Annotated in this window: 25 protein-coding genes; 18 read left to right on the plus strand and 7 right to left on the minus strand. The window is 69.4% G+C overall.

Going from position 1 to position 24,680, the window contains the following annotated elements:
* Positions 1 to 2: 2 nt before the first annotated feature.
* On the minus strand, positions 3 to 647 hold the full coding sequence (locus ACO057_RS21775) for an HAD-IA family hydrolase (protein ID WP_421995414.1): 645 nt from the start codon (positions 645 to 647) through the stop codon (positions 3 to 5).
* 84 nt (positions 648 to 731) lie between these two features.
* Between ACO057_RS21775 and glmU the strand changes: the two genes are divergently transcribed.
* Both glmU and glmS read left to right on the plus strand, forming a co-directional pair.
* Entirely contained in the window at positions 732 to 2,036 is a 1,305-nt protein-coding gene (gene glmU, locus ACO057_RS21780) for a bifunctional UDP-N-acetylglucosamine diphosphorylase/glucosamine-1-phosphate N-acetyltransferase GlmU (RefSeq protein WP_421995416.1), read from the plus strand.
* A 1-nt stretch (position 2,037) separates the two neighbouring features.
* On the plus strand, positions 2,038 to 3,861 hold the full coding sequence (gene glmS, locus ACO057_RS21785; RefSeq protein WP_421995418.1) for a glutamine--fructose-6-phosphate transaminase (isomerizing): 1,824 nt from the start codon (positions 2,038 to 2,040) through the stop codon (positions 3,859 to 3,861).
* Position 3,862: 1 nt separating this feature from the next.
* Here the strand turns inward: glmS and ACO057_RS21790 are convergent, their stop codons facing one another.
* Positions 3,863 to 4,714 (minus strand): LysR family transcriptional regulator, encoded by an 852-nt coding sequence (locus ACO057_RS21790; protein WP_421995420.1) that lies wholly within the window; start codon positions 4,712 to 4,714, stop codon positions 3,863 to 3,865.
* Between the two features lie 89 nt (positions 4,715 to 4,803).
* Here ACO057_RS21790 and ACO057_RS21795 point away from each other — a divergent pair, with 89 nt between their 5' ends.
* A complete protein-coding gene (locus ACO057_RS21795; protein WP_421995422.1) occupies positions 4,804 to 5,787 on the plus strand; it encodes a bile acid:sodium symporter family protein in 984 nt (327 codons plus the stop codon).
* Here ACO057_RS21795 and ACO057_RS21800 read toward each other — a convergent pair whose 3' ends face one another.
* Positions 5,788 to 6,576, minus strand: coding sequence for a cyclase family protein (locus tag ACO057_RS21800; RefSeq protein WP_421995424.1), 789 nt, complete (start codon positions 6,574 to 6,576; stop codon positions 5,788 to 5,790).
* 105 nt (positions 6,577 to 6,681) lie between these two features.
* Between ACO057_RS21800 and ACO057_RS21805 the strand changes: the two genes are divergently transcribed.
* The 11 genes from ACO057_RS21805 to ACO057_RS21855 all read left to right on the plus strand — a co-directional run bounded on the left by ACO057_RS21805 (position 6,682) and on the right by ACO057_RS21855 (position 18,770).
* A complete protein-coding gene (locus ACO057_RS21805) occupies positions 6,682 to 8,154 on the plus strand; it encodes an NAD-dependent succinate-semialdehyde dehydrogenase (protein ID WP_421995426.1) in 1,473 nt (490 codons plus the stop codon).
* Positions 8,154 to 8,561 (plus strand): VOC family protein, encoded by a 408-nt coding sequence (locus ACO057_RS21810; protein ID WP_421995428.1) that lies wholly within the window; start codon positions 8,154 to 8,156, stop codon positions 8,559 to 8,561. Before ACO057_RS21805 ends, ACO057_RS21810 begins: the two co-directional genes overlap by 1 nt.
* A 73-nt stretch (positions 8,562 to 8,634) precedes the next feature.
* A complete protein-coding gene (gene gorA / locus ACO057_RS21815) occupies positions 8,635 to 10,029 on the plus strand; it encodes a glutathione-disulfide reductase (protein WP_421995430.1) in 1,395 nt (464 codons plus the stop codon).
* A 55-nt stretch (positions 10,030 to 10,084) separates the two neighbouring features.
* Positions 10,085 to 11,470, plus strand: a complete 1,386-nt coding sequence (locus tag ACO057_RS21820) for a class II 3-deoxy-7-phosphoheptulonate synthase (RefSeq protein ID WP_421995432.1) — start codon at positions 10,085 to 10,087, stop codon at positions 11,468 to 11,470.
* Positions 11,467 to 12,627, plus strand: a complete 1,161-nt coding sequence (locus ACO057_RS21825; RefSeq protein WP_421995434.1) for a nicotinate phosphoribosyltransferase — start codon at positions 11,467 to 11,469, stop codon at positions 12,625 to 12,627. Before ACO057_RS21820 ends, ACO057_RS21825 begins: the two co-directional genes overlap by 4 nt.
* A gap of 126 nt (positions 12,628 to 12,753) precedes the next feature.
* Positions 12,754 to 14,418, plus strand: coding sequence for an NAD+ synthase (locus tag ACO057_RS21830; RefSeq protein ID WP_421995436.1), 1,665 nt, complete (start codon positions 12,754 to 12,756; stop codon positions 14,416 to 14,418).
* Positions 14,415 to 14,828, plus strand: coding sequence for a hypothetical protein (locus ACO057_RS21835; RefSeq protein ID WP_421995438.1), 414 nt, complete (start codon positions 14,415 to 14,417; stop codon positions 14,826 to 14,828). Before ACO057_RS21830 ends, ACO057_RS21835 begins: the two co-directional genes overlap by 4 nt.
* Positions 14,825 to 16,141 (plus strand): glutamate--tRNA ligase, encoded by a 1,317-nt coding sequence (gltX, locus tag ACO057_RS21840; protein WP_421995440.1) that lies wholly within the window; start codon positions 14,825 to 14,827, stop codon positions 16,139 to 16,141. Before ACO057_RS21835 ends, gltX begins: the two co-directional genes overlap by 4 nt.
* On the plus strand, positions 16,138 to 17,559 hold the full coding sequence (gene cysS, locus ACO057_RS21845) for a cysteine--tRNA ligase (protein WP_421995442.1): 1,422 nt from the start codon (positions 16,138 to 16,140) through the stop codon (positions 17,557 to 17,559). Before gltX ends, cysS begins: the two co-directional genes overlap by 4 nt.
* Positions 17,560 to 17,610: 51 nt before the next feature.
* Positions 17,611 to 17,964, plus strand: a complete 354-nt coding sequence (gene copM, locus ACO057_RS21850) for a CopM family metallochaperone (protein WP_421995444.1) — start codon at positions 17,611 to 17,613, stop codon at positions 17,962 to 17,964.
* Entirely contained in the window at positions 17,961 to 18,770 is an 810-nt protein-coding gene (locus tag ACO057_RS21855) for an RNA methyltransferase (RefSeq protein ID WP_421995446.1), read from the plus strand. The genes copM and ACO057_RS21855 overlap by 4 nt, the downstream gene beginning before the upstream one ends.
* 71 nt (positions 18,771 to 18,841) lie before the next feature.
* Here the strand turns inward: ACO057_RS21855 and ACO057_RS21860 are convergent, their stop codons facing one another.
* Entirely contained in the window at positions 18,842 to 19,747 is a 906-nt protein-coding gene (locus tag ACO057_RS21860) for a LysR substrate-binding domain-containing protein (protein WP_421995448.1), read from the minus strand.
* Positions 19,748 to 19,836: 89 nt separating this feature from the next.
* Here ACO057_RS21860 and ACO057_RS21865 point away from each other — a divergent pair, with 89 nt between their 5' ends.
* From ACO057_RS21865 to ACO057_RS21875, 3 genes are read left to right on the plus strand one after another with little or no spacing between them, the layout of a single operon-like run.
* Positions 19,837 to 21,039 (plus strand): CaiB/BaiF CoA transferase family protein, encoded by a 1,203-nt coding sequence (locus ACO057_RS21865; RefSeq protein WP_421995450.1) that lies wholly within the window; start codon positions 19,837 to 19,839, stop codon positions 21,037 to 21,039.
* Positions 21,040 to 21,059: 20 nt separating this feature from the next.
* Positions 21,060 to 22,025 (plus strand): tripartite tricarboxylate transporter substrate-binding protein, encoded by a 966-nt coding sequence (locus tag ACO057_RS21870; protein WP_421995452.1) that lies wholly within the window; start codon positions 21,060 to 21,062, stop codon positions 22,023 to 22,025.
* On the plus strand, positions 22,022 to 22,537 hold the full coding sequence (locus ACO057_RS21875; protein WP_421995454.1) for a MaoC family dehydratase: 516 nt from the start codon (positions 22,022 to 22,024) through the stop codon (positions 22,535 to 22,537). Before ACO057_RS21870 ends, ACO057_RS21875 begins: the two co-directional genes overlap by 4 nt.
* Before the next feature lie 94 nt (positions 22,538 to 22,631).
* On the opposite strand, the gene ACO057_RS21880 is transcribed toward ACO057_RS21875, so the two are convergent.
* On the minus strand, positions 22,632 to 22,835 hold the full coding sequence (locus ACO057_RS21880; protein WP_421995456.1) for a hypothetical protein: 204 nt from the start codon (positions 22,833 to 22,835) through the stop codon (positions 22,632 to 22,634).
* 207 nt (positions 22,836 to 23,042) lie between these two features.
* Here ACO057_RS21880 and rpsD point away from each other — a divergent pair, with 207 nt between their 5' ends.
* Entirely contained in the window at positions 23,043 to 23,684 is a 642-nt protein-coding gene (gene rpsD / locus ACO057_RS21885; RefSeq protein WP_421995458.1) for a 30S ribosomal protein S4, read from the plus strand.
* Between the two features lie 400 nt (positions 23,685 to 24,084).
* On the opposite strand, the gene grxD is transcribed toward rpsD, so the two are convergent.
* Positions 24,085 to 24,420 carry a Grx4 family monothiol glutaredoxin gene (gene grxD / locus ACO057_RS21890; protein WP_421995460.1) on the minus strand — a complete coding sequence of 112 codons (336 nt, stop codon included), beginning with the start codon at positions 24,418 to 24,420 and terminating at the stop codon, positions 24,085 to 24,087.
* Between the two features lie 22 nt (positions 24,421 to 24,442).
* Positions 24,443 to 24,676 (minus strand): BolA family protein, encoded by a 234-nt coding sequence (locus ACO057_RS21895; RefSeq protein ID WP_421995462.1) that lies wholly within the window; start codon positions 24,674 to 24,676, stop codon positions 24,443 to 24,445.
* Positions 24,677 to 24,680: the final 4 nt, after the last annotated feature.

Below are 24,680 nucleotides of genomic sequence, written 5' to 3' on the forward strand. Positions count from 1 at the left end.
CTTCAGGGCGCCCCGTAGGCCTCGATGAGCAGTCCCGGCAGCTCGGCCGGGGTGGCGCAGGTCAGGTCCGCCCCCGTCCCGTCGCCATATCCCCAGGCCGCGAAGACGCTGCGCACCGAAGCCCCCGCCGCCGCGCGGATGTCGTTCTGGTGGTCACCGATCATGGTGGCGTCGAGCGGATCCACCCCGAGCTCCTCCAGCACGCCGCGCACATGGCCGGGATCGGGCTTCTTCACGGGCAGGCTGTCGCCGCCCAGCACCAGCTCGAAATAGCCGCCCAGCTTCAGCGCATCGAGCATCACCCAGGTCGCGGAAATGGGCTTGTTGGTGCAGATGGCCCGCTGCCAGCCTTCCTTTCCGAAGGCCTCCAGCGCCTCGACCATGCCCGGATAGGGCCGGGTGAGGACGGCGCTCTTGGGCTCGTAATCGGCCAGGAAGTGCTTCACCGCCGCGTCGGTGAACATGGTCCCCCGGGCGGCGAAGGCCTTCTCGACCAGCGCGCGCGCCCCGTCGCCGATCATTTTCGTGACCTCCGGCAGGGGGAAGGGGGCCAGGCCGTAATGCGCCATCAGGCGATTCAGCGAGGCATGGAGGTCGGGCGCGCTGTCCACCAGCGTGCCGTCGAGGTCGAAGATCGCGAGGGGCATGACTGATGAGGTAGCGCCGAAACGCCCCGCAAGAAAGCGTCAGGGGGGTAAGGGTTGCGGTGCGGGGGGCGGGGCGGCTAGGCCATGTCCATGCGCACGGCCATTATTCTCGCAGCGGGACAGGGCTCCCGCATGAAATCCGCGATGCCCAAGGTGATGCACCGCATCGCCGGGCGGCCCATGATCAACCATCTGATCGCGGCCTGCGTGCCCGCCTTCGATCGCGTGATCGTCGTCATCGGCCCCGACATGCCGCAGCTGGCGGCTGCCGTCGCGCCCCATGCGACGGTGATCCAGGTCGAGCGGCTGGGCACCGGCCATGCCGCGCGTATGGCGGCGCCGCTGCTCGAGGGCGAGACCGGCGACGTCGCCGTGCTCTATGGCGACAATCCTCTGGTCACGACCGCGACGCTGGAGCGGCTCGTGGCCGCGCGCCTCGGCACCGACCTGGCCCTGCTGGCCATGCGCCCGGCCGATCCGGCGCGGTATGGCCGCGTGGTGCAGGATGCCGCCGGCGCCGTGGAGCGCATCGTCGAATGGGCCGATGCCAACGAGGCCGAGCGCGCGATCGGGTTGTGCAATGCCGGCGTGGTCTGCGCCGCCTGGCCCGACCTCTCGCGATGGCTGGCCGGGTTGAAGAGCGACAACCGCCAGAGCGAATTCTATCTCACCGATGTGGTCGGCGCGGCCCATGCCGAAGGTCGGCGCGCGGTCGCCGTCGAGGCGCCGGAGCGCGAGCTGCGCGGCATCAACACCCGCATCGAGCTCGCCTCGGCCGAGGCCGAGGTGCAGGCCCTGCTGCGAGAGGCGGCGATGCTCGGCGGCGCCACGCTCGTCCATCCCGAGAGCGTGACGCTCAGCCACGACACCAGGCTCGGCCAGGATGTGGTGGTGGAGCCGCAGGTGGTCTTCGCGCCGGGCGTGACGGTGGAGGATGGCGTCGCCATCCGCGCCTTCAGCCATCTGGAGCAATGCGTGGTGCGGACGGGCGCGATCATCGGGCCCTATGCGCGGCTACGCCCGGGCACCGAGGTGGGCGTGGGCGCGCATGTGGGCAATTTCGTGGAGCTGAAGGCGGCGCATCTCGGCGCGGGGGCCAAGGCCAACCACCTGACCTATCTGGGCGATGTGACGGTCGGTGCGGGCGCGAATATCGGCGCGGGCACCATCACCTGCAATTACGACGGGGTGAACAAGCATCGCACCGAGATCGGCGCGGGCGCCTTCATCGGCAGCGACACGGCGTTGGTGGCGCCCGTGCGCGTGGGCGCGCGGGCGGTCACGGCGGCGGGCTCGGTCATCACCGAGGATGTGCCGGACGACGCGCTGGCCATCGCGCGGGGGCGGCAGGCGAACAAGCCCGGGCGTGGGGCGAAGGGGAAGACGTAGCATGTGCGGAATTGTCGGAGTGGTGGGCCGCGAGGATGCGGCCCCGCGTCTGCTCGATGCGCTCAAGCGCCTCGAATATCGCGGCTATGACAGCGCGGGCATCGCCACGCTGGTGGACGGCCATGTCGAGCGGCGGCGCGCCGAGGGCAAGCTCCACAACCTCGCCACCGTGCTGGAGGCGATGCCGCTGCCCGGCACCACCGGCATCGGCCACACGCGCTGGGCCACCCATGGCGCGCCGGTCGAGCGCAACGCGCATCCCCATGCGACGGCGCGCGTGGCCGTGGTTCACAACGGCATCTTCGAGAACTACGCCGAGCTGCGTGAGGAGCTCGAGAAGCAGGGCCAGGTCTTCGAGACCGAGACCGATACGGAAACCTTCTGCCGCCTGCTCGACCATCTGCTGGCCGGCGGCGCCACGCCCGAGCAGGCGGCCGCCGCCGCGCTCAAGCGCGTGCACGGCGCCTTCGCGGTCGCGATGATGTTCGCCGGCGAGCACAAGACGCTCATCGCCGCGCGGCAGGGCGCGCCGCTGGCCATCGGCTTCGGCGAGGGCGAGATGTTCGTGGGATCCGACGCGCTGGCGCTGGCCCCGCTCACGCGCCGCATCGCCTATCTCGAGGAAGGCGACTGGGCCGTGCTCAACGCCGACGGCGCGCGCTTCTTCGACATCCACGACAACCCGGTCTCGCGCCAGGTGCGGACCACGGCGGTCTCGGGCGCGGCGACGGGCAAGGGCAACTACCGCCACTTCATGGAGAAGGAGCTGCACGAGCACCCCGCTGTGATCGGCGACACGCTGCGGCAGTATCTCGACCCGCGCACGCTGGAGGTGAACCTCCCCCGGCTGCCCTTCGATGCCGTGAAGGTGCCGCGCTTGACCATGACGGCCTGCGGCAGCGCCTTCCTGGCGGCGCAGGTGGGGCGCTATTGGATCGAGCAGCTGGCGCGCATCCCCGTCGATGCGGATGTGGCCAGCGAGCTGCGCTACCGCGACCCGCCGCTGCCCGAGGGCGGGGCCGCGATCCTCGTCAGCCAGTCGGGCGAGACGGCGGACACCATGGCCGCGCTCAAGCTGCTGCGCGAGAAGGGCCAGAGCGTGCTGGCGGTGGTGAACGTCCCCGAGAGCAGCATGGCGCGCGAGAGCGACGCGACGGTGCTGACGGTGGCGGGCCCCGAGATCGGCGTGGCCTCGACCAAGGCCTTCACGGCGCAGCTTTCGGTGCTCGCCTGCCTCGCCATCGGCCTGGGTCGCGCGCGGCGCGAGCTCAGCACGCTGGACGAGGGGCGCCTGACCAAGGCGCTGCTGGAAATCCCGCACAAGGCGGCCGCGGTACTGGATCGCGATGCGGAAATCCACGCGCTGGCGGCCGAGGTGGCCAAGGCGCGCGACGTGCTGTTCCTGGGCCGCGGTTCGCTCTTCCCCATCGCGATGGAGGGCGCGCTGAAGCTGAAGGAGATCAGCTACATCCACGCCGAGGGCTATGCGGCGGGCGAGATGAAGCACGGCCCCATCGCGCTGATCGACAACCAGGTGCCGGTGATCGCGATCTGCCCCTCGGGGCCGCTCTACGAGAAGACCCTGTCCAACCTGCAGGAGGCCTCGGCGCGCGGCGGGCGGATCATGGCCTTCACCGATGCGGCGGGCGCGCCGAGCCTGGAGCGCTTCGCGGAACGGGTGATCGTGCTGCCGGAGATCGATCCCTTCGCGCAGCCGATCCTCTACGCGATTCCGGTGCAGCTGCTGGCCTATCATGTGGCCGTGCTCAAGGGCACGGATGTGGATCAGCCGCGCAACCTGGCGAAGAGCGTCACGGTGGAGTGAGTTACGAGGCGGGCCGGCGCAGCCGGTCCGCGCTCGCCTCGATCAACGCGGACAGCGCCAGGGCCGGCCCGCGCCGCGCGCCCATCACCACGAATTCCACCTCGCCCAGCGCCGGCAGGCCGCGCCCCTGAAGCGTGACCAGCCCGGCCGGGACGAGGCTCGCGGCATGCGGCGCCACGCCGAGCCCGGCCTGGGCCGCCGCATCCACGCCCGTCTGCGTGCTGCTGCTGCAGACCAGGCGCCAGGCGCGGCCCTCGCGCTCCATCGCCTCCAGCACCCGGATCCGGGTGATGCTCGGCGGCGCCAGCAGGATCAGCGGCAGCGGTTCGGCCGGATCGGGCTCGAAGCCGGGGCGCGCGATCCAGACCAGCGGCTCCTTCCACACGCTCCGGCCGCGCGGATCGCCCTCCTGCCGCTTGGCGAAGAGCAGGTCCAGCTCGCCCGCCGCCAGCCGCGCATGCAGCTCCCCGCTCTGGCCGACGGTGAGTTCGAGGTCCACGCGCGGATTCTCGCGGGTGAAGTCGCGCAGAATTTCGGGCAGGCCCTGGAGCAGCACGTCCTCCGAGGCGCCGAAGCGCAGCTTCCCGCGCAGCTTTCCCGCCGTGAAATGCCGCCTCGCCCGTGCTTCGGCATCCAGGACCGAACGCGCGAAGCCGAGCATCGCCTCGCCATCCTGCGTGAGCTGGACGCGATGGGTGTCGCGCAGGAAGAGGCGGCGGCCGCAGCCCTCTTCGAGCTTGCGGACATGGCCGCTGACCGTCGATTGCCGCAGTCCGAGTTGGCGCGCCGCCGCGGAGAAGCCCCGCCGTTCGGCCACCGCCTGGAAACTGCGGAGAAGCAAGGGTTCCAGCATGCAATCCCCTTTGTTCATCGCGATTTACGATCACCATCAACATGGTAAGCGTACTTCCGAATATCATGCCGAGGCGCAGATTGTCCCGCATGCGCTTCAAGCTCCCCATCGACGGCTTCGTCCTCGCTCTGCTCTCCACCGTCGCCCTGGCGTCGGTCTTCCCGGCGCATGGGCAGGGGGCGGAGCTCATGGGCTACGCGGCCAATATCGCCATCGCCTTCCTGTTCTTCCTCTATGGCCTGCGCCTCGCGCCAAAGGCCGCGCTGGAGGGGCTGGCCCAATGGCGGCTGCATCTCGCCGTGATGGCCTCCACCTTCGTGCTCTTCCCGTTGCTCGGCCTGATGCTGAGGCTGCTGCCGGATTCCGTGCTGCCGCCGGGCCTCTATGCCGGCATCCTCTTCCTCTGCGTGCTGCCCTCGACGGTGCAGTCCTCCATCGCCTTCACCTCCATCGCCGGGGGCAATGTCGCGGCGGCGGTGTGCAGCGCCTCGGCCTCGAACCTGCTCGGCATCCTGCTGACGCCGGCGCTGGTGGCGCTGCTGATGCATGGGGCGGGCACGGGCGTCTCGCTCGGCGTGCTCGGCGATATCGCCACGCAGCTCTTCCTGCCCTTCGCCCTCGGCCAGATCCTGCGGCCGAAGCTCGGCGCCTGGGCGACGAAGCACCGCTGGTTGCTGGGGAAGATGGATCGGGTCTCGATCCTGATGGTCGTCTACGTCGCCTTCAGCGAGGGCGTGACGAGCGGCATCTGGCACCGGCTCGATACCGGGCAGCTCGTCGTGCTGCTGGCGATCTGCGTGGCGCTGCTGGGCGCCGTGCTGGGGCTGACCGTGCTGGCGGCGCGCCTCCTCGGCTTCAGCCGGGCCGACGAGATCGTGCTGGTCTTCTGCGGCTCGAAGAAGAGCCTCGCGAGCGGGTTGCCGATGGCGAGCGTGATATTCGCCGGCAGCCAGGTGGGGCTGATCGTCCTGCCGCTGATGCTCTTCCACCAGATCCAGCTGATGGCCTGCGCCTGGCTGGCGCGTCGCTACGCCGACGGCAATCCGGAGCCCGCCGCCATTCCGGCCGAATAGTCAGTCGTCGAGGATCGCGACCGCCCGCGTCCAGCCCGCGCTGCCGCGATGCACCTTCACGGGGAAGCAGGCCACGGTGAAGCCCGTGGCCGGGAGCTGGTCCAGGTTCGCCAGCTTCTCCAGGTGGCAATAGCCGATCTCGCGCCCCGCGCGATGACCCTCCCAGATCAGCGAGGCGTCGCCCGTCTCCTCGACGCGCCGCTTCGTGTGGGAGAAGGGCGCGTCCCAGGACCAGGCATCCGTGCCCACGAGGCGCACGCCCTGTTCCAGCATCCACAGCGTCGCCGCCCTGCCCATGCCGCAGCCCGTGTCGATATAATCACTCTCGCCGTAGCGGGCGCCGGCGGCGGTGTTCACCACGACGATCTCGAGCGGCTCCAGCTTGTGGCCGATGCGGTCCAACTCGCGCTTCACGTCGTCCGGCTGGCACACATAGCCGTCCGGCTTCGCCCGGAAATCGAGCTTCACGCCGGGGCGAAAACACCAGTCCAGCGGTACCTCGTCGATCCGCCAGGAGGGCTCGCCGCCCGGCACCGTCCGCTCGTTCATGCGCGAGAAGAAATGGTAGGGCGCGTCCAGATGCGTCCCGTTATGGGTGCTGATGTTCACCTGCTCGACGGCGGCGTATTCGCCCTCGGGCAGCGCCTCGACCGGCACGCCCATGTAGTCCGCCATGGCCGGGGCGCTCATCTTGTGGTCGATATACTTTATCTCCGGCAGCATGCGCGCCGGGTCGCTCGCGATGCCCGTCCTGAGCGCCACGGACAGATCGATGATGCGGCGCGGCATTCCCGTTTCCTCTCCCTTTTGCCCGGAAGGCTAAGCTTGCGGCCCGGGCACTGACAATCGCCGCGGAGGAGCCTATCTTCCGCCGGAAGGACGGAGGACATCCAGATGCTCGATTCAATCTCCAAGCTTGCGCTCAAGGATCCCGACCTGCTGCGGCAGGCCAATTACATCGGCGGCAAGTGGGTCCAGGCGGACTCCGGAAAGACTTTCGCGGTGCGCAATCCCGCCACGGGCGAAGTGGTCGGCCACGTGCCCGCCATGGGCAAGGCCGAGACGCGCCGCGCCATCGAGGCCGCCGAGGCCGCCTTCGCCGGCTGGCGCAAGATGCTCGCCAAGGACCGTGCGACCATCCTGCGCAAGCTCTTCGAGCTGATGCTGGCCAATGCCGATGACCTCGGCGCGATCCTGACGGCCGAGCAGGGCAAGCCGCTGGCCGAGGCCAAGGGCGAGATCGTCTATTCCGCCAGCTTCATCGAGTGGTTCGCCGAGGAGGGCAAGCGCATCTATGGCGACATGATCCCGCCGAACGCGCCGGGCCGCCGCATCCTGGTGATGAAGGAGCCGATCGGCGTCTTCGCCGCCATCACGCCCTGGAACTTCCCCTCGGCCATGATCACCCGCAAGGCCGGCCCGGCCTGGGCCGCCGGCTGCACGGGCGTCATCCGCCCCGCCAGCCAGACGCCCTTCTCGGCCCTGGCTCTGGCGGTGCTCGCCGAGCGCGCGGGCATGCCGGCCGGCGTCTGCAACGTCATCACCGGCCCGGCCGGCGAGACGGGCGCGGAGCTGACCTCCAACCCGATCGTGCGCAAGCTGACCTTCACGGGTTCGACCGAGGTGGGCCGCATCCTGCTCGCCCAATGCGCGACGACGATCAAGAAGACGAGCATGGAGCTCGGCGGCAACGCGCCCTTCCTGGTCTTCGACGACGCCGACCTCGATGCCGCCGTGCTGGGCGTCATGGCCAGCAAGTACCGCAACACCGGACAGACCTGCGTCTGCGCCAACCGCGTGCTGGTGCAGGAAGGGGTCTATGACGCCTTCGCCGCCAAGCTGAAGGTCGCCGTCGAGGCGCTCAAGGTCGGCAACGGCATGGAGCCGGGCATGACCCAGGGCCCGCTCATCAACGCCGACGCCGTGGCGAAGGTGGAGGAGCACATCGCCGACGCCACCGGGCGCGGCGCGAAGGTGCTGAGCGGCGGCAAGCGTCACGAGAAGGGCGGCAACTTCTTCCAGCCCACCATCCTGACCGACGTGCCGCACGACGCGCTGATCTTCCGCGAGGAGACCTTCGGCCCCGTCGCTCCGCTCTTCAAGTTCAAGACGGACGAGGAAGGCGTGGCCCTGGCCAATGACAGCGAGTTCGGCCTCGCGGCGTATTTCTACGCCCGCGACGTCGGCCGCATCTTCCGCGTGGCCGAGGCCATCGAGGCCGGCATCATCGGCATCAACGAGGGCATCATCTCCACCGAGGTGGCGCCCTTCGGCGGCGTGAAGCAGTCCGGCCTGGGCCGCGAGGGCAGCAAGTACGGCATCGAGGACTACCTCGAGGTGAAGTACCTGGCCCTGGGCGGCATCTGATGCGGCTCGCCTGGATCGTCCAGTACGTCCCCGACGTCCAGGCGACCGTGGATTTCTACGAGAAGGCCTTCGGGCTGACGGTCCGCTTCGCCTCCCCATCGGATTCGGGTGGGCCCGATTTCGTGGCGATGGAGACGGGCGGCACCGTCCTCTCCTTCGCCCGGGAGGACTTCGTCGCGCCCCAGGGCATCCCCTTCACGCCGACGCGGCCCGATGGGCCGCCGCCGGCGCAGGAGATCGCCTTCGAGGTCGATGACGTGCCGGCGGCCCATGCCAGGGCCATCGCGGCCGGCGGCGTAGAGGTCGCGGCGCCCCAGCTGAAGCCATGGGGGCAAAGCGTGTCATACCTGCGCGACCCGAATGGCGCGCTGGTCGAAATCTGCTCGCCAATTCCTACATTGGCATAGTTATTTTCACGCGTGATTCAGACCTCCGGCGCCTTCGCGCCTCGGTCATCACGCTCTGTCTCCGAGGCGCATCATGACCTACGATTTCGACCTCTTCGTCATCGGCGGCGGTTCCGGCGGCGTCCGGCTCGCCCGCATCTCGGCGGGCCACGGCGCGCGCGTGGGCGTGGCCGAGGAGCGCTTCTGGGGCGGCACCTGCGTGAACGTGGGCTGCGTGCCGAAGAAGATCATGGTGAACGCCGCCGAATACGGCCAATGGGCGGAAGACGCCGCGGCCTTCGGCTGGAACATCGAGAATCACGGCCACGACTGGAAGAAGCTCGCCGCCGCCCGCGACGGCGAGGTGGCGCGGCTCTCCGGCATCTATGGCCGCATGCTGGCCGGCGCCGGCGTCACCAGCTTCGACGCGCGCGCCACCTTCATCGACGACCACACGCTGCAGGTCGGCGACCAGGTCGTGACGGCCGAGCGCATCGTGATCGCGACCGGCGGCACCGCCACGCGCCTCGACATCCCCGGCGCCGAGCTGGGCATGATCTCGGACGGGCTCTTCACCCTGCCGGAGCTGCCGAAGAAGATCGCCGTCATCGGCTCGGGCTATATCGCCCTGGAATTCGCCTGCCTGCTGCGCGGGCTGGGCGCGGAGGTCGAGGTCTTCTTCCGCGCCGAGCAGCCCTTGCGCGGCTTCGATGGCGACGTCCGCTTGGCCGTGACCGAGGCCATGACGGCCCAGGGCATCGTCATGAGCTCCGGCTGCGCGCCGACGCGCATCACCCGGGTGGACGGCCAGCTGATGCTCACCCTCACCAACAACTTCATGCGCGAGGTGGACGCCGTCTTCTTCTGCACGGGACGCGAGGCGAATACCCGCGGCCTCGGCCTGGAGAAGGCCGGCGTGACCGTGAAGCCGAACGGCGCCATCCCGGTGGATGACGACCACGCGACCAACGTGCCGCACATCTACGCGCTCGGCGACGTGATCGACCGCATCAACCTCACCCCCATGGCGACGGCGGTGGGCCATGCTTTGGCCGACACGCTCTTCGGCAAGAATCCGCGCCGCGCGAGCTACGAGAACGTGCCGACCGCCATCTTCACCTCGCCGCCCATCGGCACGGTGGGGCTGTCGGAGGAGGAGGCCGCCAAGCGCGGGCCGGTGGACGTCTATGTCAGCAAGTTCACGCCCATGCGCCACACCATCAGCAAGCGCGAGGGCCGCAAGACCCTGATGAAGCTGATCGTGGACCAGAAGAGCCAGAAGATCGTCGGCGCCCATATGCTGGGCGAGGACGCGGCCGAGATCATGCAGGGCATCGGCATCGCCGTGGTGATGGGCGCGACCAAGCAGGATTTCGACCGCACCATCGGCATCCACCCGACGGCCGCCGAAGAGTTCGTCACGCTGCGCACGCGGACCCGCGTGGCGGGCATGCCTGCCGCCCAACCTGAGAAAGCCGCCGCCGAGTAGCGTTTGCGGTGATCCTGCCGTAACCTCACCAGCCCATTACCTTGGAGTTCGTGCCATGGCGCGCGACTGGCGCCCCGCCTCCTGGCGGCAGATGCCCATCCGGCAAGTGCCGGATTATACCGATCCCGCGGCCCTGGCCGCGATGGAGGCCAAGGTCGCGACCTTTCCGCCCCTCGTTTTTGCAGGCGAGTGCGAGCGACTCAAGGCCGCGCTCGCCTCAGCTTCCCTAGGCCAGTCCTTCGTCCTCCAAGGGGGCGACTGCGCGGAGAGCTTCGCGGATTTCCGCGCCGACACCATCCGCGACACCTTCAAGGTGCTGCTGCAGATGGCGGTCGTCCTGACCTTCGGCGCCGGCATGCCGGTGGTGAAGCTCGGCCGCATGGCCGGCCAGTTCGCCAAGCCGCGCTCGTCGGACGTGGAGAAGGTCGGCGACGTGACGCTGCCCTCCTATCGCGGCGACATCATTAACGGCGCCGCCTTCACCGAGGCCGCCCGTTCGCCCGATCCGGCGCGGATGGAGTTCGCCTACCTCCAGTCGGCGGCGACGCTGAACCTGCTGCGCGCCTTCGCGACCGGCGGCTTCGCCGATCTGCACCAGGTCCATCGCTGGAACCTCGACTTCGTGGCGCGCTCGCCGCTGTCCAAGCAGTATGAGGGCCTGGCGTCGCGCATCGACGAGACGCTGAGCTTCATGGCCGCCTGCGGCATGAGCAGCGACAACGCCCCGCAGATCCGCGAGACGGCCTTCTACACGAGCCACGAGAGCCTGCTCCTCCCCTATGAGGAGGCGCTGACGCGCGAGAGCTCGACCCATCTCGGCAAGACCTATGCCTGCTCGGCGCACTTCCTCTGGATCGGCGACCGCACGCGGCAGTTCGACGGCGCGCATGTCGAGTTCCTGCGCGGCGTGGCCAACCCGATCGGGATGAAGGTCGGACCGAGCATGGAGATCGACGACCTTCTGCGCCTGACCGAGATCCTGAACCCGAAGAACGAGGCCGGCCGCCTGACCCTCATCGCCCGCATGGGCCATGAGAAGGTCGAGGCCAAGCTGGCCCCGCTGGTGCGGGCGGTGACGGCAGCCGGGCGTCAGGTGGTCTGGCTGACCGACCCGATGCACGGCAACACCACCACCCAGAACGGCTACAAGACGCGCAGCTTCGACGCGATCCTCTCCGAGGTGCGGCGCTTCTTCGACGTCATGGCGGGCGAGGGGGCCATCGCGGGCGGCGTCCATGTCGAGATGACCGGCAACAACGTCACCGAGTGCATCGGCGGCGCCCACCGGCTCACCCCGGCGGATCTCGGCGAGAACTACGCCACCTTCTGCGACCCGCGGCTCAATGCCGAGCAGTCGCTGGAGCTGGCCTTCCTCATCGCCGAGGAGCTGAAGGCCCACCGCCAGCGGCCGGAGCGCCCGATGGTGCAGGCCGCGCAGTGAGCAAGGCCGCGCGGCCGGAACTCGAGCGCGACATCACGGCGCGGACCGACAGCTACTTCAATCGGACCCGCGCCATCGTCGAGAAGTTCGGCGACAGCCGGGTGACATATGCGGTCTTCCTGCGGCGCCCGGTGATCTCGGCGCCGCGCATCGCCGTGGAATGGCTGCAGACGGTCGCTCAGGCGCGCGGCACGCCGTTCGAGATCGAGCTGAAATACCCGGAAGGGACCTGGGTGGGCGCGGGCGATCCACTGCTCTACCTCACCGGTTCCTTCGCGGCCCTGACCGATCTGGAGACGCTCTACCTCCAGAAGCTCGGCCCGCCCTGCGTGGCCGCACACAACGCCTATCAGATGTGCCTGGAGCTGCCCGAGGCGGCCTTCCTCGCCATGGATGCCCGCCACTGCGCCGGCTTCGAGATGCAGGACATGATGGCCTATGCGGCCTCGGTCGGCAGCGCGGCGGCCAAGCGCGAGGGGGCCAAGGGCTTCATCGGCAATGCCAATGACGCGACGGCCCATTGGTTCGGCAGCAGGACCGGGCGCGGGACCATGCCGCATGCCCTGATCGGCTATGCCGGCTCCACCCTGCGCGCCGCCGAGATGTTCCACGCGACCTATCCGGACGAGCCGCTGACCGTGCTGGTCGACTACTTCGGCATGGAGATCACCGATGCGCTCTCCGTGGCGCGGCGCTTCCCCGAGCACGCCGCCGCCGGCCGCCTCGCCGTGCGGCTCGACACCCATGGCGGCCGCTTCCTCGAGGGGCTGGACCCGGCCGAGAGCTATGCCGTGCTGGAGCGCCACGCGCCGGCGGCCATCCGCCGCTATCGCAGCGATTCCGAGCTGCGGCACCTGGTCGGCACGGGCGTTTCCGCCGCCGCCATCTGGCGCACGCGCGAGGCGCTGGACGCGGCGGGCTTCGACAAGGTTCGCATCGTCGCCTCCTCGGGCTTCTCGGTCAGCAAGTGCCGGGTGATGAACGAGGCGCATGCGCCGGTCGACGTCGTCGGCACCGGCAGCTTCATCCCCAATAGCTGGAGCGAGACCTACGCCACGGCCGATATCGTCGATTACGACGGCACGGCGCGGGTGAAGGTCGGCCGCGAGTTCCTGCTGCGGGACGGCCGGCGCCGGAACGGCCACTCCGGGGTCTGACGGCTGGGGTTTGACTGCGGGGGCCTGACGGCTGGGCGGATATCGGGCCGGGCATGACCGCCGGGGTGGTCGGCCCCGCTCGCAAGCCTCGTTGACCCTTTACCGCCGCCCGCTTACTTCCTGAGCATGACCGACCGCATCCGCATCGCCCTGGCGCAGATGAACCCTCACGAGGGTCAACTGCGCGCCAATGCCGCGAAGATCCGCGCCTTGCGGGCCGAGGCCGCCGCCGCCGGCGCGGACCTGCTGGTCACGCCCGAATTCAGCATCGCCGGCTATCCGCCGGAGGATCTGGTGCTCAAGCCCGCCTTCCGCGCCATGGCCGAGGCCGAGATCGCGGCCCTGGCCGCCGAGACGGCCGATGGCGGCCCCGGCCTGATCGTCGGCGGTCCCTGGCAGGATGGCGACAAGCTCTACAACGCGGCCTTCCTGTTGGACGGCGGCAAGATCGTCGCCCGCCGCGCCAAGCACGAGCTGCCCAATTACGGCGTCTTCGACGACAAGCGCGTCTTCGATGCCGGCCCTGCACCGGGCCCCGTGGTGTTCCGCGGCGTCCGGATCGGGCTGATGATCTGCGAGGACTGGTGGTTCCCCGCCGTCGCCGAGACGCTGAGCGAGAGCGGGGCGGAGCTGCTGCTCTCCATCAACGGCTCGCCCTTCGAGATCGACAAGGCGCAGTCGCGCGTGGATCTCGCCGTGGCGCGGGTGGTGGAGACGGGGCTGCCCTTCGTCTTCCTCAACCAGAATTGCGGCCAGGACGAGCTGGTCTTCGACGGCGCGAGCTTCGTGCTCAACGCCGATCGCAGCCTGGCCGTGCGCATGCCCTCCTTCCAGGCGGCGCTGACGATCACCGACTGGTCGCGCGAGGCCGAGGGCTGGCACTGCGCCCCGCAGCCCATCCCCGCGCCGCTCGACCGTGACGCGCAGATCTATGCCGCCATGGTGCTCGGCCTGCGGGACTATGTGGAGAAGAACGGCTTCCCCGGCGTGGTGCTGGGCCTTTCCGGCGGCATCGACTCCGCCATCTCGGCCGCCGTCGCCGCCGATGCGCTGGGGCCCGAGCGCGTGCGCGCGGTCATGATGCCCTCGCCCTATACCAGCCAGGAGAGCCTGGAGGATGCGGCCGAATGCGCGCGGCTGCTGGGCATCCATTACGACACCATCCCCATCGGCCCTGCCATGGCGGCCTACGAGGCGATGCTGGCGCCGACCTTCGGCAATCGCGAGCCCGACATCACGGAGGAGAACCTCCAGTCGCGCATCCGCGGCGTCACGCTCATGGCGCTGTCGAACAAGTTCGGCAACATGCTGCTGACGACCGGCAACAAGAGCGAGATGAGCACCGGCTACGCCACCATCTATGGCGACATGTGCGGCGGCTATTCCGTTCTGAAGGACGTCTACAAGACCGACGTCTTCGCCGTCTGCCGCTGGCGCAACGCGAACGTGCCGGAAGGCGCGCTCGGCCCCCAGGGGCCTGCCATGCCCGAGCGCGTCATCACCAAGCCGCCCAGCGCCGAGCTCAAGCACGACCAGAAGGACCAGGACACGCTGCCGCCCTACGAGGTGCTGGACGCGATCCTGAACGGCCTCGTCGAGGAAGAGCGCAGCGTGGACGACCTCGTCGCCCAGGGCTTCGAGCGCGCGCTGATCCTGCGCGTGTGGAAGCTGCTGGACCGCGCGGAGTACAAGCGCCGCCAGGCGCCTCCGGGCGTGAAGATCGGCCGCCGCGCCTTCGGCCGCGACCGCCGCTACCCCATCACCAATGGCTTTACCGGACTGATCTCTTGAACATCACGGACGAAATCCTCGGCAAGGCCGACGGCATCGAGGTCCGCATCATGGACCTCTCCGGCGCCAACGGCTCCGAGCCGCTGGAGACGGTGCGCGACTTCACCTCGCTTGCCCACGCCAATTCCTTCGCGCGCCGTTACGTGCGCGATTCCATGGAAATATGCCGCCCTCGCGGCGGCAATGCCGAGGCCGCGCGCGAGGCCTGGTTCGCCTTCGGCGAGGACGCGGTGATCACCGATGCCGAGGGCCGTGCCATCGAGGGCGGCTGGAACAGCGGCAACGAACTGGCCGACTTCGCCGCGACCCCGCCGCGCGACCGTGAAGACCGCAACTGGCGCATGATCGACCCACGTAAGCTCGCTGCCGAAGAAGACGACGACGGCGACGAAGCGGAGACCGAAGAATGAAGCTCCGTTTCGCACCCTCGCCCACGGGCCATCTCCACGTCGGCAATGCGCGCATCGCGCTCGCCAACTGGCTGGTCGCGCGCAAGCTCGGCGCCGAGCTGGTGCTGCGCCTGGACGACACCGACACCGGGCGCAGCAAGGCGGAATACGCCCATGCGATCGAGGAGGACCTCCGCTGGCTCGGCCTGGATTGGGACAGCATGTTCCGCCAGTCCGACCGCCTCGCCCTCTACGAGGCGGCGGCGGAGCGGCTGAAGAAGAGCGGCCATCTCTATCCCTGCCTCGAGACGGAGGAGGAGCTCAACTACAAGCGCGAGCTCCGCATGAAGCAGGGCCGCCCGCCGCTCTACGACCGCGCCGCGCTGAAGATGACCGAGGAGCAGCTCGCCCGCGCGATGGAGAACGGCAAGCGCCCGCATTGGCGCTTCAAGCTGGCCGGTTCCAGCATCGACTGGGATGACGGCGTGCTGGGCCGCCGCTCGGTGAAGCTCTCGGCGGTCAGCGATCCGGTGCTGATCCGCGCCGACGGCTCACCGCTCTACACCTTCACCTCCGTGGTGGACGACCTCGAGACCGGCGTGACCCATGTGGTGCGCGGCGAGGATCACATCACCAATACCGGCGTGCAGCTCGACATCTGGCGCGCGCTCGGCGGCAAGTGGCTGCACTTCGCGCATCTGCCGCTGCTGACGGATGCCGATGGCGGCCCGCTCTCCAAGCGCATCGGCTCGCTCTCGCTGCGCCAGCTGCGGCGCGACGGCGTGGAGGCGGCGACGATCACCGGCTATCTCGGCGCGCTCGGTACCTCGCATGACGCGCGTCCGGCCAAGCCCGAGGAGCTGCTGGAAGCCTTCGACCTTTCGGCCGTCTCGCATTCCTCGCCGCGCTTCGATCCGCGCCAGATGCTGGCGCTGAACCGCAAGCTGCTGCACGGCATGCCCTTCGCCGAAGCCAAGCCGCATCTGCCGCCCGGCGCCGATGCCCATTTCTGGGACGCGGTGCGCGGCAATCTCGACCTCATGCCCGAGGCCAAGCATTGGTGGGACGTGGTGCGCGGCCATATCGCGCCCATCGAGCAGCCGGAGGAAGCGCCCTTCCTCGCCCAGGCGCTGGACATGCTGCCCGCCGAGCCCTTCGACGCCAACACCTGGGGCGCCTGGACCGACCTGCTGAAGACCGCCACCGGCCGCAAGGGCAAGGCGCTCTTCATGCCGCTGCGCCTGGCGCTGACCGGCGAGGATCACGGCCCCGACCTCAAGACCCTGCTTCCTTTGATGGGACGCGCGCGCGTCGCCGAGAGACTTTCCGCATGAGCACCCTTCGCTTCCACAACAGCCTGACGCGGCGCGAGGAAGAGTTCCGTCCGCTCGATCCGGAGCATGTGAAGCTCTACGTCTGCGGCCCGACCGTCTATGACCTCGCCCATCTGGGCAATGCGCGTCCGGTCGTTGTCTTCGACGTGCTGGCGCGGCTGCTGCGGCGCATCTATCCGCGCGTGACCTACGCGCGGAACATCACGGACGTGGACGACAAGATCAACGCGCGCGCCCGGGAATCCGGCGAGCCGATCTCGGCCATCACCTCGCGCACCACGGCCGATTTCCAGGCCGACATGGCCGCGCTCGGCAATATCCCCCCCGATGTGGAGCCGACCGCCACCGGCCATATCGCCGAGATGATCGCACTGATCGAGAAGCTCATCGCGAACGGCAATGCCTATGCGGCGGAGGGCCACGTGCTCTTCAGCGTCGGCAGCTTCGCCGATTACGGCAAGCTCTCGGGCCGCAACCAGGACGAGCTCCTGGCCGGCGCGCGCATCGACGTCGCGCCCTATAAGCGCGACCCCGGCGACTTCGTGCTCTGGAAGCCCAGCCACGCGGACACGCCCGGCTGGGACAGCCCCTGGGGCCGCGGCCGCCCGGGCTGGCACATCGAGTGCTCGGCCATGTCCTGGAAGCATCTGGGCGAGCAGTTCGACATCCATGGCGGCGGGGCGGACCTGCTCTTCCCGCATCACGAGAACGAGGTCGCGCAGTCGCGCGGCGCCTTCGGCACGCCCTTCATGGCGCACACCTGGCTGCACAACGGCATGCTGCTGGTGGACGGCGAGAAGATGTCCAAGAGCGTGGGCAATTTCTTCACGCTGCGCGATATCCTCGCCCAGGGCCCCTGGGTCGGCGAGGCCTTCCGGCTGCTGCTGCTGCGCACGCATTATCGCTCCGCGCTGGACTACAACCAGGCCGCGCTCGACGAGGCCAAGCAGGAGCTGGACGACAGCTACGCCATGCTCGCCCGCGCGCCCGCCGTCTCCGAGGCGGCCGTCATCACCGAGATGGCGGCCTGGGCGCTGGAGCCGCTGCAGGATGACCTGAACACGCCGCTGGCGCTGTCCCGTCTGCGCGACCTGCGCACCCTGGAGAACGCGGCGACGGTCGGCGGTTCCTCCGCCGCCGTGCTGGGGCGGGCCGGGAAGTCCTGGTCGCTGGTGCCGGGGCAGGCGGCGGCCGCCTTCCGCGAGGCGGGCGCGCTGCTCGGCGTGGCGCAGGGCGATCCCAGGGCCTGGCTGCAGGGCGGACTAGACGGCGAGGCCATCGAGGCCGCCATCGCCGCCCGCGCCGCTGCCCGCAAGGCGCGCGACTTCGCCGAGGCCGACCGCATCCGTGACGCGCTGCTGGCCGAGGGCGTGGTGCTGGAAGACAGCGCCGCCGGCACGGTGTGGAAGCGCGCTTGACCCTCCCCACGTGGGAAGGCTGCAAGAAGGCTCTCCCACAGGAGCAATGACATGAATCGACGCCTCGCCTTGATCGCCGCCGCCCTCGCGCCCACGGCTGCCGCCGCGCAGCATGCGGGCCATGGCGCGCCTGCGCCCGCACCCGCCGCCGGCGAGCCCGCCAGCAATGCCGAGTTCCGTGCCGCCAATGCGCGCATGCACGGCGCGATGGACATCCCGCTCACCGGCAATGCCGACCGCGATTTCGTCGCCGGCATGATCCCGCATCACGAGGGCGCCATCGCCATGGCCCAGATCGTCCTGCGCCACGGCCGCGACCCCGAGGTGCGCCGCCTGGCCGAGGGCATCATCACCGCACAGGAAGCCGAGATCGCACAGATGCGCGCCTTGCTCGCCCGCCTGTGAGGGAGGAGGGCGCCGCACCGCTGGTCGCGCCGGAAGGCGAGACCCCTATCGTGGTGCTCGTGCGCCCGCAATTGCCGGAGAATATCGGCACCACGGCGCGCGCCATGGCCAATGGCGGACTGTTCCACCTGCGGCTGGTCGCGCCGCGCGACGGTTGGCCGAAGCCGCGCGCCTGGGCCGCGGCCTCGGGCGCCGACCGCATCCTGGATGCGGCGCAGCTCTTTGACACGGTGGACGCGGCCGTCGCCGACTGCCACCGCGTGATTGCGACCTGCCCGCGCCCGCGCCACGTCGTCATCCCGGTGCTGACGGCCCGCGCCGCCGCGACGGAGCTGCGCGCGATCAATGGCGGCGGGCAGCGCGTGGCCATCCTCTTCGGCCCCGAACGGGCCGGGCTGGAGGCGGAGGATCTCGCGCGGGCGGATACGCTGGTGCGCTATCCGCTCAACCCGCAATTCAGCTCGCTCAACCTCGCCCAGGCGGTGATGGTGATGGCCTATGAATGGTGGGTCGCCGCCGATGCGACGCCGCCGCGCCTGCTCCAGACGCATAAGACCCAGGTGGCCACCAAGGGCGAGCTCGACAACTTCATGCGCCACCTGACGGAGGAGCTCGACGCCAGCGGCTTCCTGCGCAACGCGCCCAAGCGCGACGGCATGGTGCGCAACCTGCGCCACTGGTTCGAGCGCGGCGAGATCACCGAGCAGGAGGTCCGCACGCTGCACGGCGTGGTGGCGGAGCTCTCGCGTGGGCGCATGGTCCGTGGGCGGCAGGAGAAGGACATGCTGCCGCAGGATGAGGAATAGGCGGGCGCCTTCCGCTTCTGCATGCCGCCGATGACGGGGTAGATCTTCATCGCCCTACCGGAGCGCAAGGGCTAAGCGGCCACTTGGCCGAGGATCCATTCCCGAAAGACCTGGAAGGCCGGATCCGCGCCGAGTTCGTGGCGATAGGTCAGGTAGTAGCCGGTCTCCCGCCGCAGCACCGGGGGGAAGGGCTCGAAGAGCGTGCCCGCCTCCAGGTCCCGCGCGAGGTGCTGGCGTTGGCCCAGCGCGATGCCATGGCCGGCTTCCGCCGCCTGGTAGGCGACGCTCAGCTCCTCGAAGACGAGCTGAGCCTTGCCGGTGATCCCGGGCACGCCGGCGCAGGTGAACCATTCCGGCCAGTCGCGGGGGAACCAGCGCAACGCGATGAGCGGCAGGCCGCGCAACGCCTCGACGGGGTAGGGCGCGCCCTTCGGATCGAGCAGGGAGGGCGCGCAGACGGGGCACAGCTCGTCGCGGAACAGCAGCTCCGCCATCTCGCCGCGCCAGGGTGCCTTGCCGTAGCGGATGCGCGCGTCGAACCGGCCGGCGCCCGGACCCGCGCGGTCATGCGCGGAGGCGAGCCGCAGATCGACCTGCGGGTGCATGGCATGGAACTCCGGCAGGCGCGGCACCAGCCAGCGCGAGGCGAAGCCGGAATAGGCCTGCAATACGAGCACGCGCCCGCCCGACCTCTGCGCGGAAAGCGCCGCCGAGGCCTCGGCCATCCGGTCGAGCGCCGTGCCGATCTGCCGGGCGAAGGCCGCCGTGCCCTCGCAGGGGATGAGCCCGCTGCCGGTCCGCTCGAAGAGGGGGAAACCGAAATGGGTCTCCAGCGCCGCGACCGCCCGGCTGACCGCGCCCTGGGTCACGTGCAGCTCCTCCGCCGCGCGCGTGAAGCTGAGATGGCGCGCGGCCGCCTCGAAGACGCGCATGGGGTTCAGGGGCGGATGACGGCGCGGGTTATGAGTTTTGCTCATGGTGCGCTGACTATTACTGGTTTGCCGGCCCCTTCAAGGGGCGCGAAGAGACTGCACGGCGAAACGCGCCGTGAGGAACGTTCGATAACATGCCGCAAGACCTGCCGAGTGCTCCCGACCTGCCCTTGGCGGGCCTGCGCGTGCTGGCCCTGGAGCATGCCGTGGCCGCGCCCATCGCGACCCGCCAGCTCGCCGACCTCGGCGCCGAGGTGATCAAGATCGAGCGGCCGGGCGTGGGTGACTTCGCGCGCGGCTATGACGGGGCCGTCCGGGGGATGTCGTCCTTCTTCGTCTGGCTGAACCGGGGCAAGAAGAGCCTCACCCTCGACGTCAAGAAGCCGGAGGCGGCGGAGATCCTGTCCCGGCTCGTGGGTGCGACGGATGTGCTCGTGCAGAACTGGGCGCCCGGCGCGACGGAGCGGCTGGGCCTCTCCTACCAGGCGCTGGCCCCCCGGCATCCCGGCCTGATCCTCTGCGACATCTCCGGCTATGGGGAGGGCGGACCTTATGCGGGCCGCAAGGCCTACGACCTCCTCATCCAGGCGGAGGCCGGGCTGATGAGCGTGACCGGCACGCCGGAAATCCCCGCCCGCGCCGGCATCTCGGCCGCGGACATCGCCACCGGCATGTACGTCTCCTCCGGCATTCTCGGCGCGCTGGTGCGGCGGGGGCACAGCGGCGCCGGCGCCCACCTGCAGGTCGCGATGCTGGATGCGATGGCGGAGTGGCTCGGCAATTCGCTCTACCACGCGGCCTATGGGGAAGGGCCCCCCGAGCGCCGCGCCAGCAGCCATCCGGGGCTGGCGCCCTATGGCGTCCATCGCACGGCGGACGGGCAGGTGATCTTCGGCATTCAGAACGACCGCGAATGGCCGGCCTTCTGCGCCTCGGTGCTGCTGCGGCCCGAGCTGGCGGCCGATCCCCGCTTCGCCACCAACATCGCCCGCGTCCGGAATCGCGAGGCGATGACGGGGGCGATCGAAGCGGCCTTCGCCGGGCTGTCCAGCGCCATCGTGACGGAGCGGCTGGAGGCGGCAGGCATCGCCAATGGCCGTATGAACGATGCGCGCGAGGTCTGGGACCATCCTCAGCTCCGGGCGCGGGATCGCTGGCGCGAGGTCGGCACGCCAGTCGGCCCGGTGCGGGCGATGCTCCCACCCGTCAGCTTCGGCGATGTCGAGGCGGTGATGGGGGATGTCCCCGCCCTCGGCGCCCATACCGATTCCGTGCTTGCCGGCCTGGGCTACGGGCCGGCGCAGATCGAAGCCTTCCGCGCCGCCGGCGTGGTATGACCCAGGAAGAGGAAACGACCATGAAGAGACGCCTCATGATGGCGGGCGGGCTGGGGGCGATTGCCGCCCCCTCGCTGGCGCGCGCCCAATCCGCGGCGACGAGCCTGCGGATGATCGTGCCCTATGCGGCGGGCGGCCCGACGGATATCCTCGCCCGCATCCTGGCCGAGCATGTCGCCGCGCCCCTCGACCAGCGGGTGGTGGTCGAGAACCGGACCGGCGCCGGCGTCGTGGTCGGCACCGAGGCCGTGGCGAAGGCGGCGCCGGATGGGCTGACCGCGCTGCTGACCACCGTGGCCCATGCGGTGAACCCGTCGCTCTTCCCGAACCTGCCCTACGACACGGAGCGCGACTTCGCCCCCGTGGCGCTGGTCGCGAAGGTTCCGCTCGTCGTGCTGGTCCGCAAGGATCTGCCCGTCCGCGGCGTGCCGGACTTCCTCGACTGGATCAGGTCGCGCAATGGGCAGGCGATCTATGGCTCGGCCGGCGTCGGCAGCGCGCCGCATCTCGGCACCGCGCTCCTGCTGATGATGGCGGGGCTCCAGGCGGTCCATATCCCCTATCGCGGCTCCGCGCCGGCCATGACCGATCTCGCGGCGGGGCGGATCGACTTCTACCTCGATGCGGCCGCCAGCGGGCTGGCGCAGGCTCGCGCGGGCATGGGCCGGGCGATCGCCTGGTCCATGCTGACGCGCGGCGAGATCGCGCCCGAGCTGCCCACCATCGCGGAGGGCGGCGTGCCCGGCTACGAGGCCTATACCTGGAGCGGCCTCTTCCTGCCGGCGGCCGCGCCGCGCGAGGCGGTGACGCGGCTCAATGCGGCGACCCTGCGGGCCATGGGCGATGCGCGCCTGCGCGCGCGCTTCGCGGAACTCGGCGCCGAGCTGGCCGAGCCGGCGCCCCCCGAGGCGCTGGGCCGCTTCCTGCGGGAGGAGATCGCCAAATGGGGCGAGGTTGTCCGCCGGTCGGGGATGAACACGCAATGAGCACGAACCCGACGACCAAGCCGGCGGCCCCCTTCGATCCGCGCAGCCACCGCATGGTGGCCGAGCAGCGCTGGTTCGAGGATTTCCGCATCGGCGAGCGATTCCCGCTGCCCAGCCGAACCATGACCGACGCCATCTTCCTGGCGTTCCAGGCGGCCAGCGGCGACAACCATCCGATCCATTACGACCGCGAATACTGCCGGGCGCACGGCCTGTCGGACATGCTGGCGCATGGCTATCAGGTCGCGATCCAGACGGCGGCGGGGGCCGGCCTTTTCCCGCATCTCGTCGAGGACTCGCTCAAGGCCTTCCTCGAGCAGTCCAGCCGCTTCCTGCATCCGGTCGTGGTCGGCGACACGCTCTACCCCTGCCTGGAGGTGGACGAGCTGAGCACCAACCGGACCACGGGCGTGGTGGGGCTGCGCAGCACCATCCACAATCAGGCAGGTGTCATGGTGCTGGAGGGGCGGCACCGCTACCTGCTCCGGCGGCGCACACCCGTGGCGGGATGATGCGGCGGGGGCGAGCCTTAGGGATCGCCTCTGGAACTTTTGTTTTCCGAGAATCGTCACCCGGTCATGCCAGGCGGCATGACCGGGATCTGCTTTAGCCGAGTTGCTTCGCCAGCTTCCGCGCCAGCATATAGCCGATGCCGCCGCCAAGGGGCGCGGCCGGCAATACGAGCAGCCAGCCCATATGCACGCCTTCCGAGACGGCGATGAAGCCGATGCCCAGCATCAGTCCGCCGATCAGGCTGCCGACGACGCCGGCCGTCAGGCCCAGGATCAGGATCTCTTCGCGTGTGACCATGGCGCCCGGAGTAGGGGGAGGAGCCCTGGTTTGACAAGCCCGACCCCGCCGCCTAAGACCCGCCCATTCCTGGGAAAGAGGACACGCCTTCGGGGCGTGCGCCCGCTTTGCTCGTGAGAGCAGGGACTACCGGGACAATCCGCTGGCCTGAGAATGGGTCCGCATCAAAGAAGGTCCCGCGCCGGAAGGCTGCCGGGAAAGCCGTGCATGACCAAGCGTCTCGCTTCCAAGTACAAGATCAATCGCCGCCTGGGTGAAAACCTCTGGGGCCGCGCCAAGAGCCCGGTTTCCAAGCCCCGCAAGGGTGAGCAGGGCGCGCGCACCTACGGCCCCGGCCAGCATGGCCAGCGCCGCAAGAACAAGCCGACCGACTTCGGCATTCAGCTCATGGCGAAGCAGAAGCTGAAGGGCTACTACGGCAACATCGGCGAGAAGCAGTTCCGCAAGTATTATGACGAGGCCGTGCGCCGTAAGGGCGACACCTCCGAGAACCTGATCGACCTGCTGGAGCGCCGGCTGGACACCATCATCTACCGCATGAAGTTCGCGGTGACCCCGTTCGCGGCGCGCCAGTTCGTGAACCACGGCCACGTGACGATCAATGGCAAGCGCCTGAACATCTCGTCCTACTCGGTGAAGGACACCGACGTGATCGAGGTCAAGGAGAAGTCGAAGCAGCTGACGATGGTGCTCGATGCCGCTCAGGAAGCCGGCCGCGACGTGCCGGAGTACCTCGAGGTCGATCACCGCGCCATGAAGGGCCGGATCCTGCGCTCGCCGAAGTTCAGCGACGTGCCGTATCCGGTGCAGATGGAGCCGAACCTGGTCGTCGAGTTCTACTCGCGCTAATTCGCTTCCGGCCTGTCCGGGATTTTTGGAGGGCGGCGCAGGGGGAAATCCCAGCGCCGCCTTTCTGCTTTTGGGGCTCGGCGAAGGGCGACGCGGCGACAGCTCCTCCGGACCCCGACGCGCGCCTTCGCCCCCGGGGCGCAGGGCTGCGCCGCAGGGCTGGATCTTCATCGGTGGTGGGGAATTTGATCAGGCCTGTGTCGTTCTGCCGCTGCGCAACGCGCTGAGCGGATCACGCGGCAATTTCCAAGGCCGGGGTAGACGCGGCCAGCCGGCGGTCGGGCGCAGCTACGAAATGCCGGGCGAGGGATAAACTCAACCTCGCGCGTGGCTTGCCTGTGCCTCGGGCCTCAATGGCCTGCGGGACGTGCTCGCCGCCCCGCAGGTGTGGAGTGAGGCCTCAGGCCTCGGTCTTGGTCGCGATGCCCTTGTCCTGCATCAGCGTCTGCAACTCGCCCGACTGGAACATCTCCATCACGATGTCGCAGCCGCCGACGAACTCGCCGCCGACATAGAGCTGAGGGATGGTCGGCCAGTTGGTATAGGCCTTGATGCCTTCGCGGATCTCGGCGTCCTCGAGGACGTTCACGCCCTTGAAGGGCACGCCCGCATGGCTGAGAATCTGCACGACCCGCGCTGAGAACCCGCATTGCGGGAAGACCGGCGTGCCCTTCATGTAGAGCACCACGGGGTTGGCGTTGATCTCGGCTTCGATGCGCTCGGTCACGGTCGTCATCTGTCGGTTCCTTGTCGAATGATCACTCGGGCGCGCTGGTCTGGAGCGCGAGGGCATGCAGCACGCCGCCCATGCGGCCCTGGAGGGCCGCATAGACCAGCTGGTGCTGTTTCACCCGCGACAGACCGCGGAAAGATTCGGAGACGACCGTGGCCGCATAATGGTCACCGTCGCCGGCCAGGTCCTCGATCGCCACATGCGCGTCCGGCATGGCGGATTTGATCAAGGCCTCGATTTCGGCCGGCTGCATCGCCATTCGC

This window comes from Roseococcus sp. (genome assembly GCF_965227005.1).
In the GTDB taxonomy this organism is placed as follows: domain Bacteria; phylum Pseudomonadota; class Alphaproteobacteria; order Acetobacterales; family Acetobacteraceae; genus Roseococcus.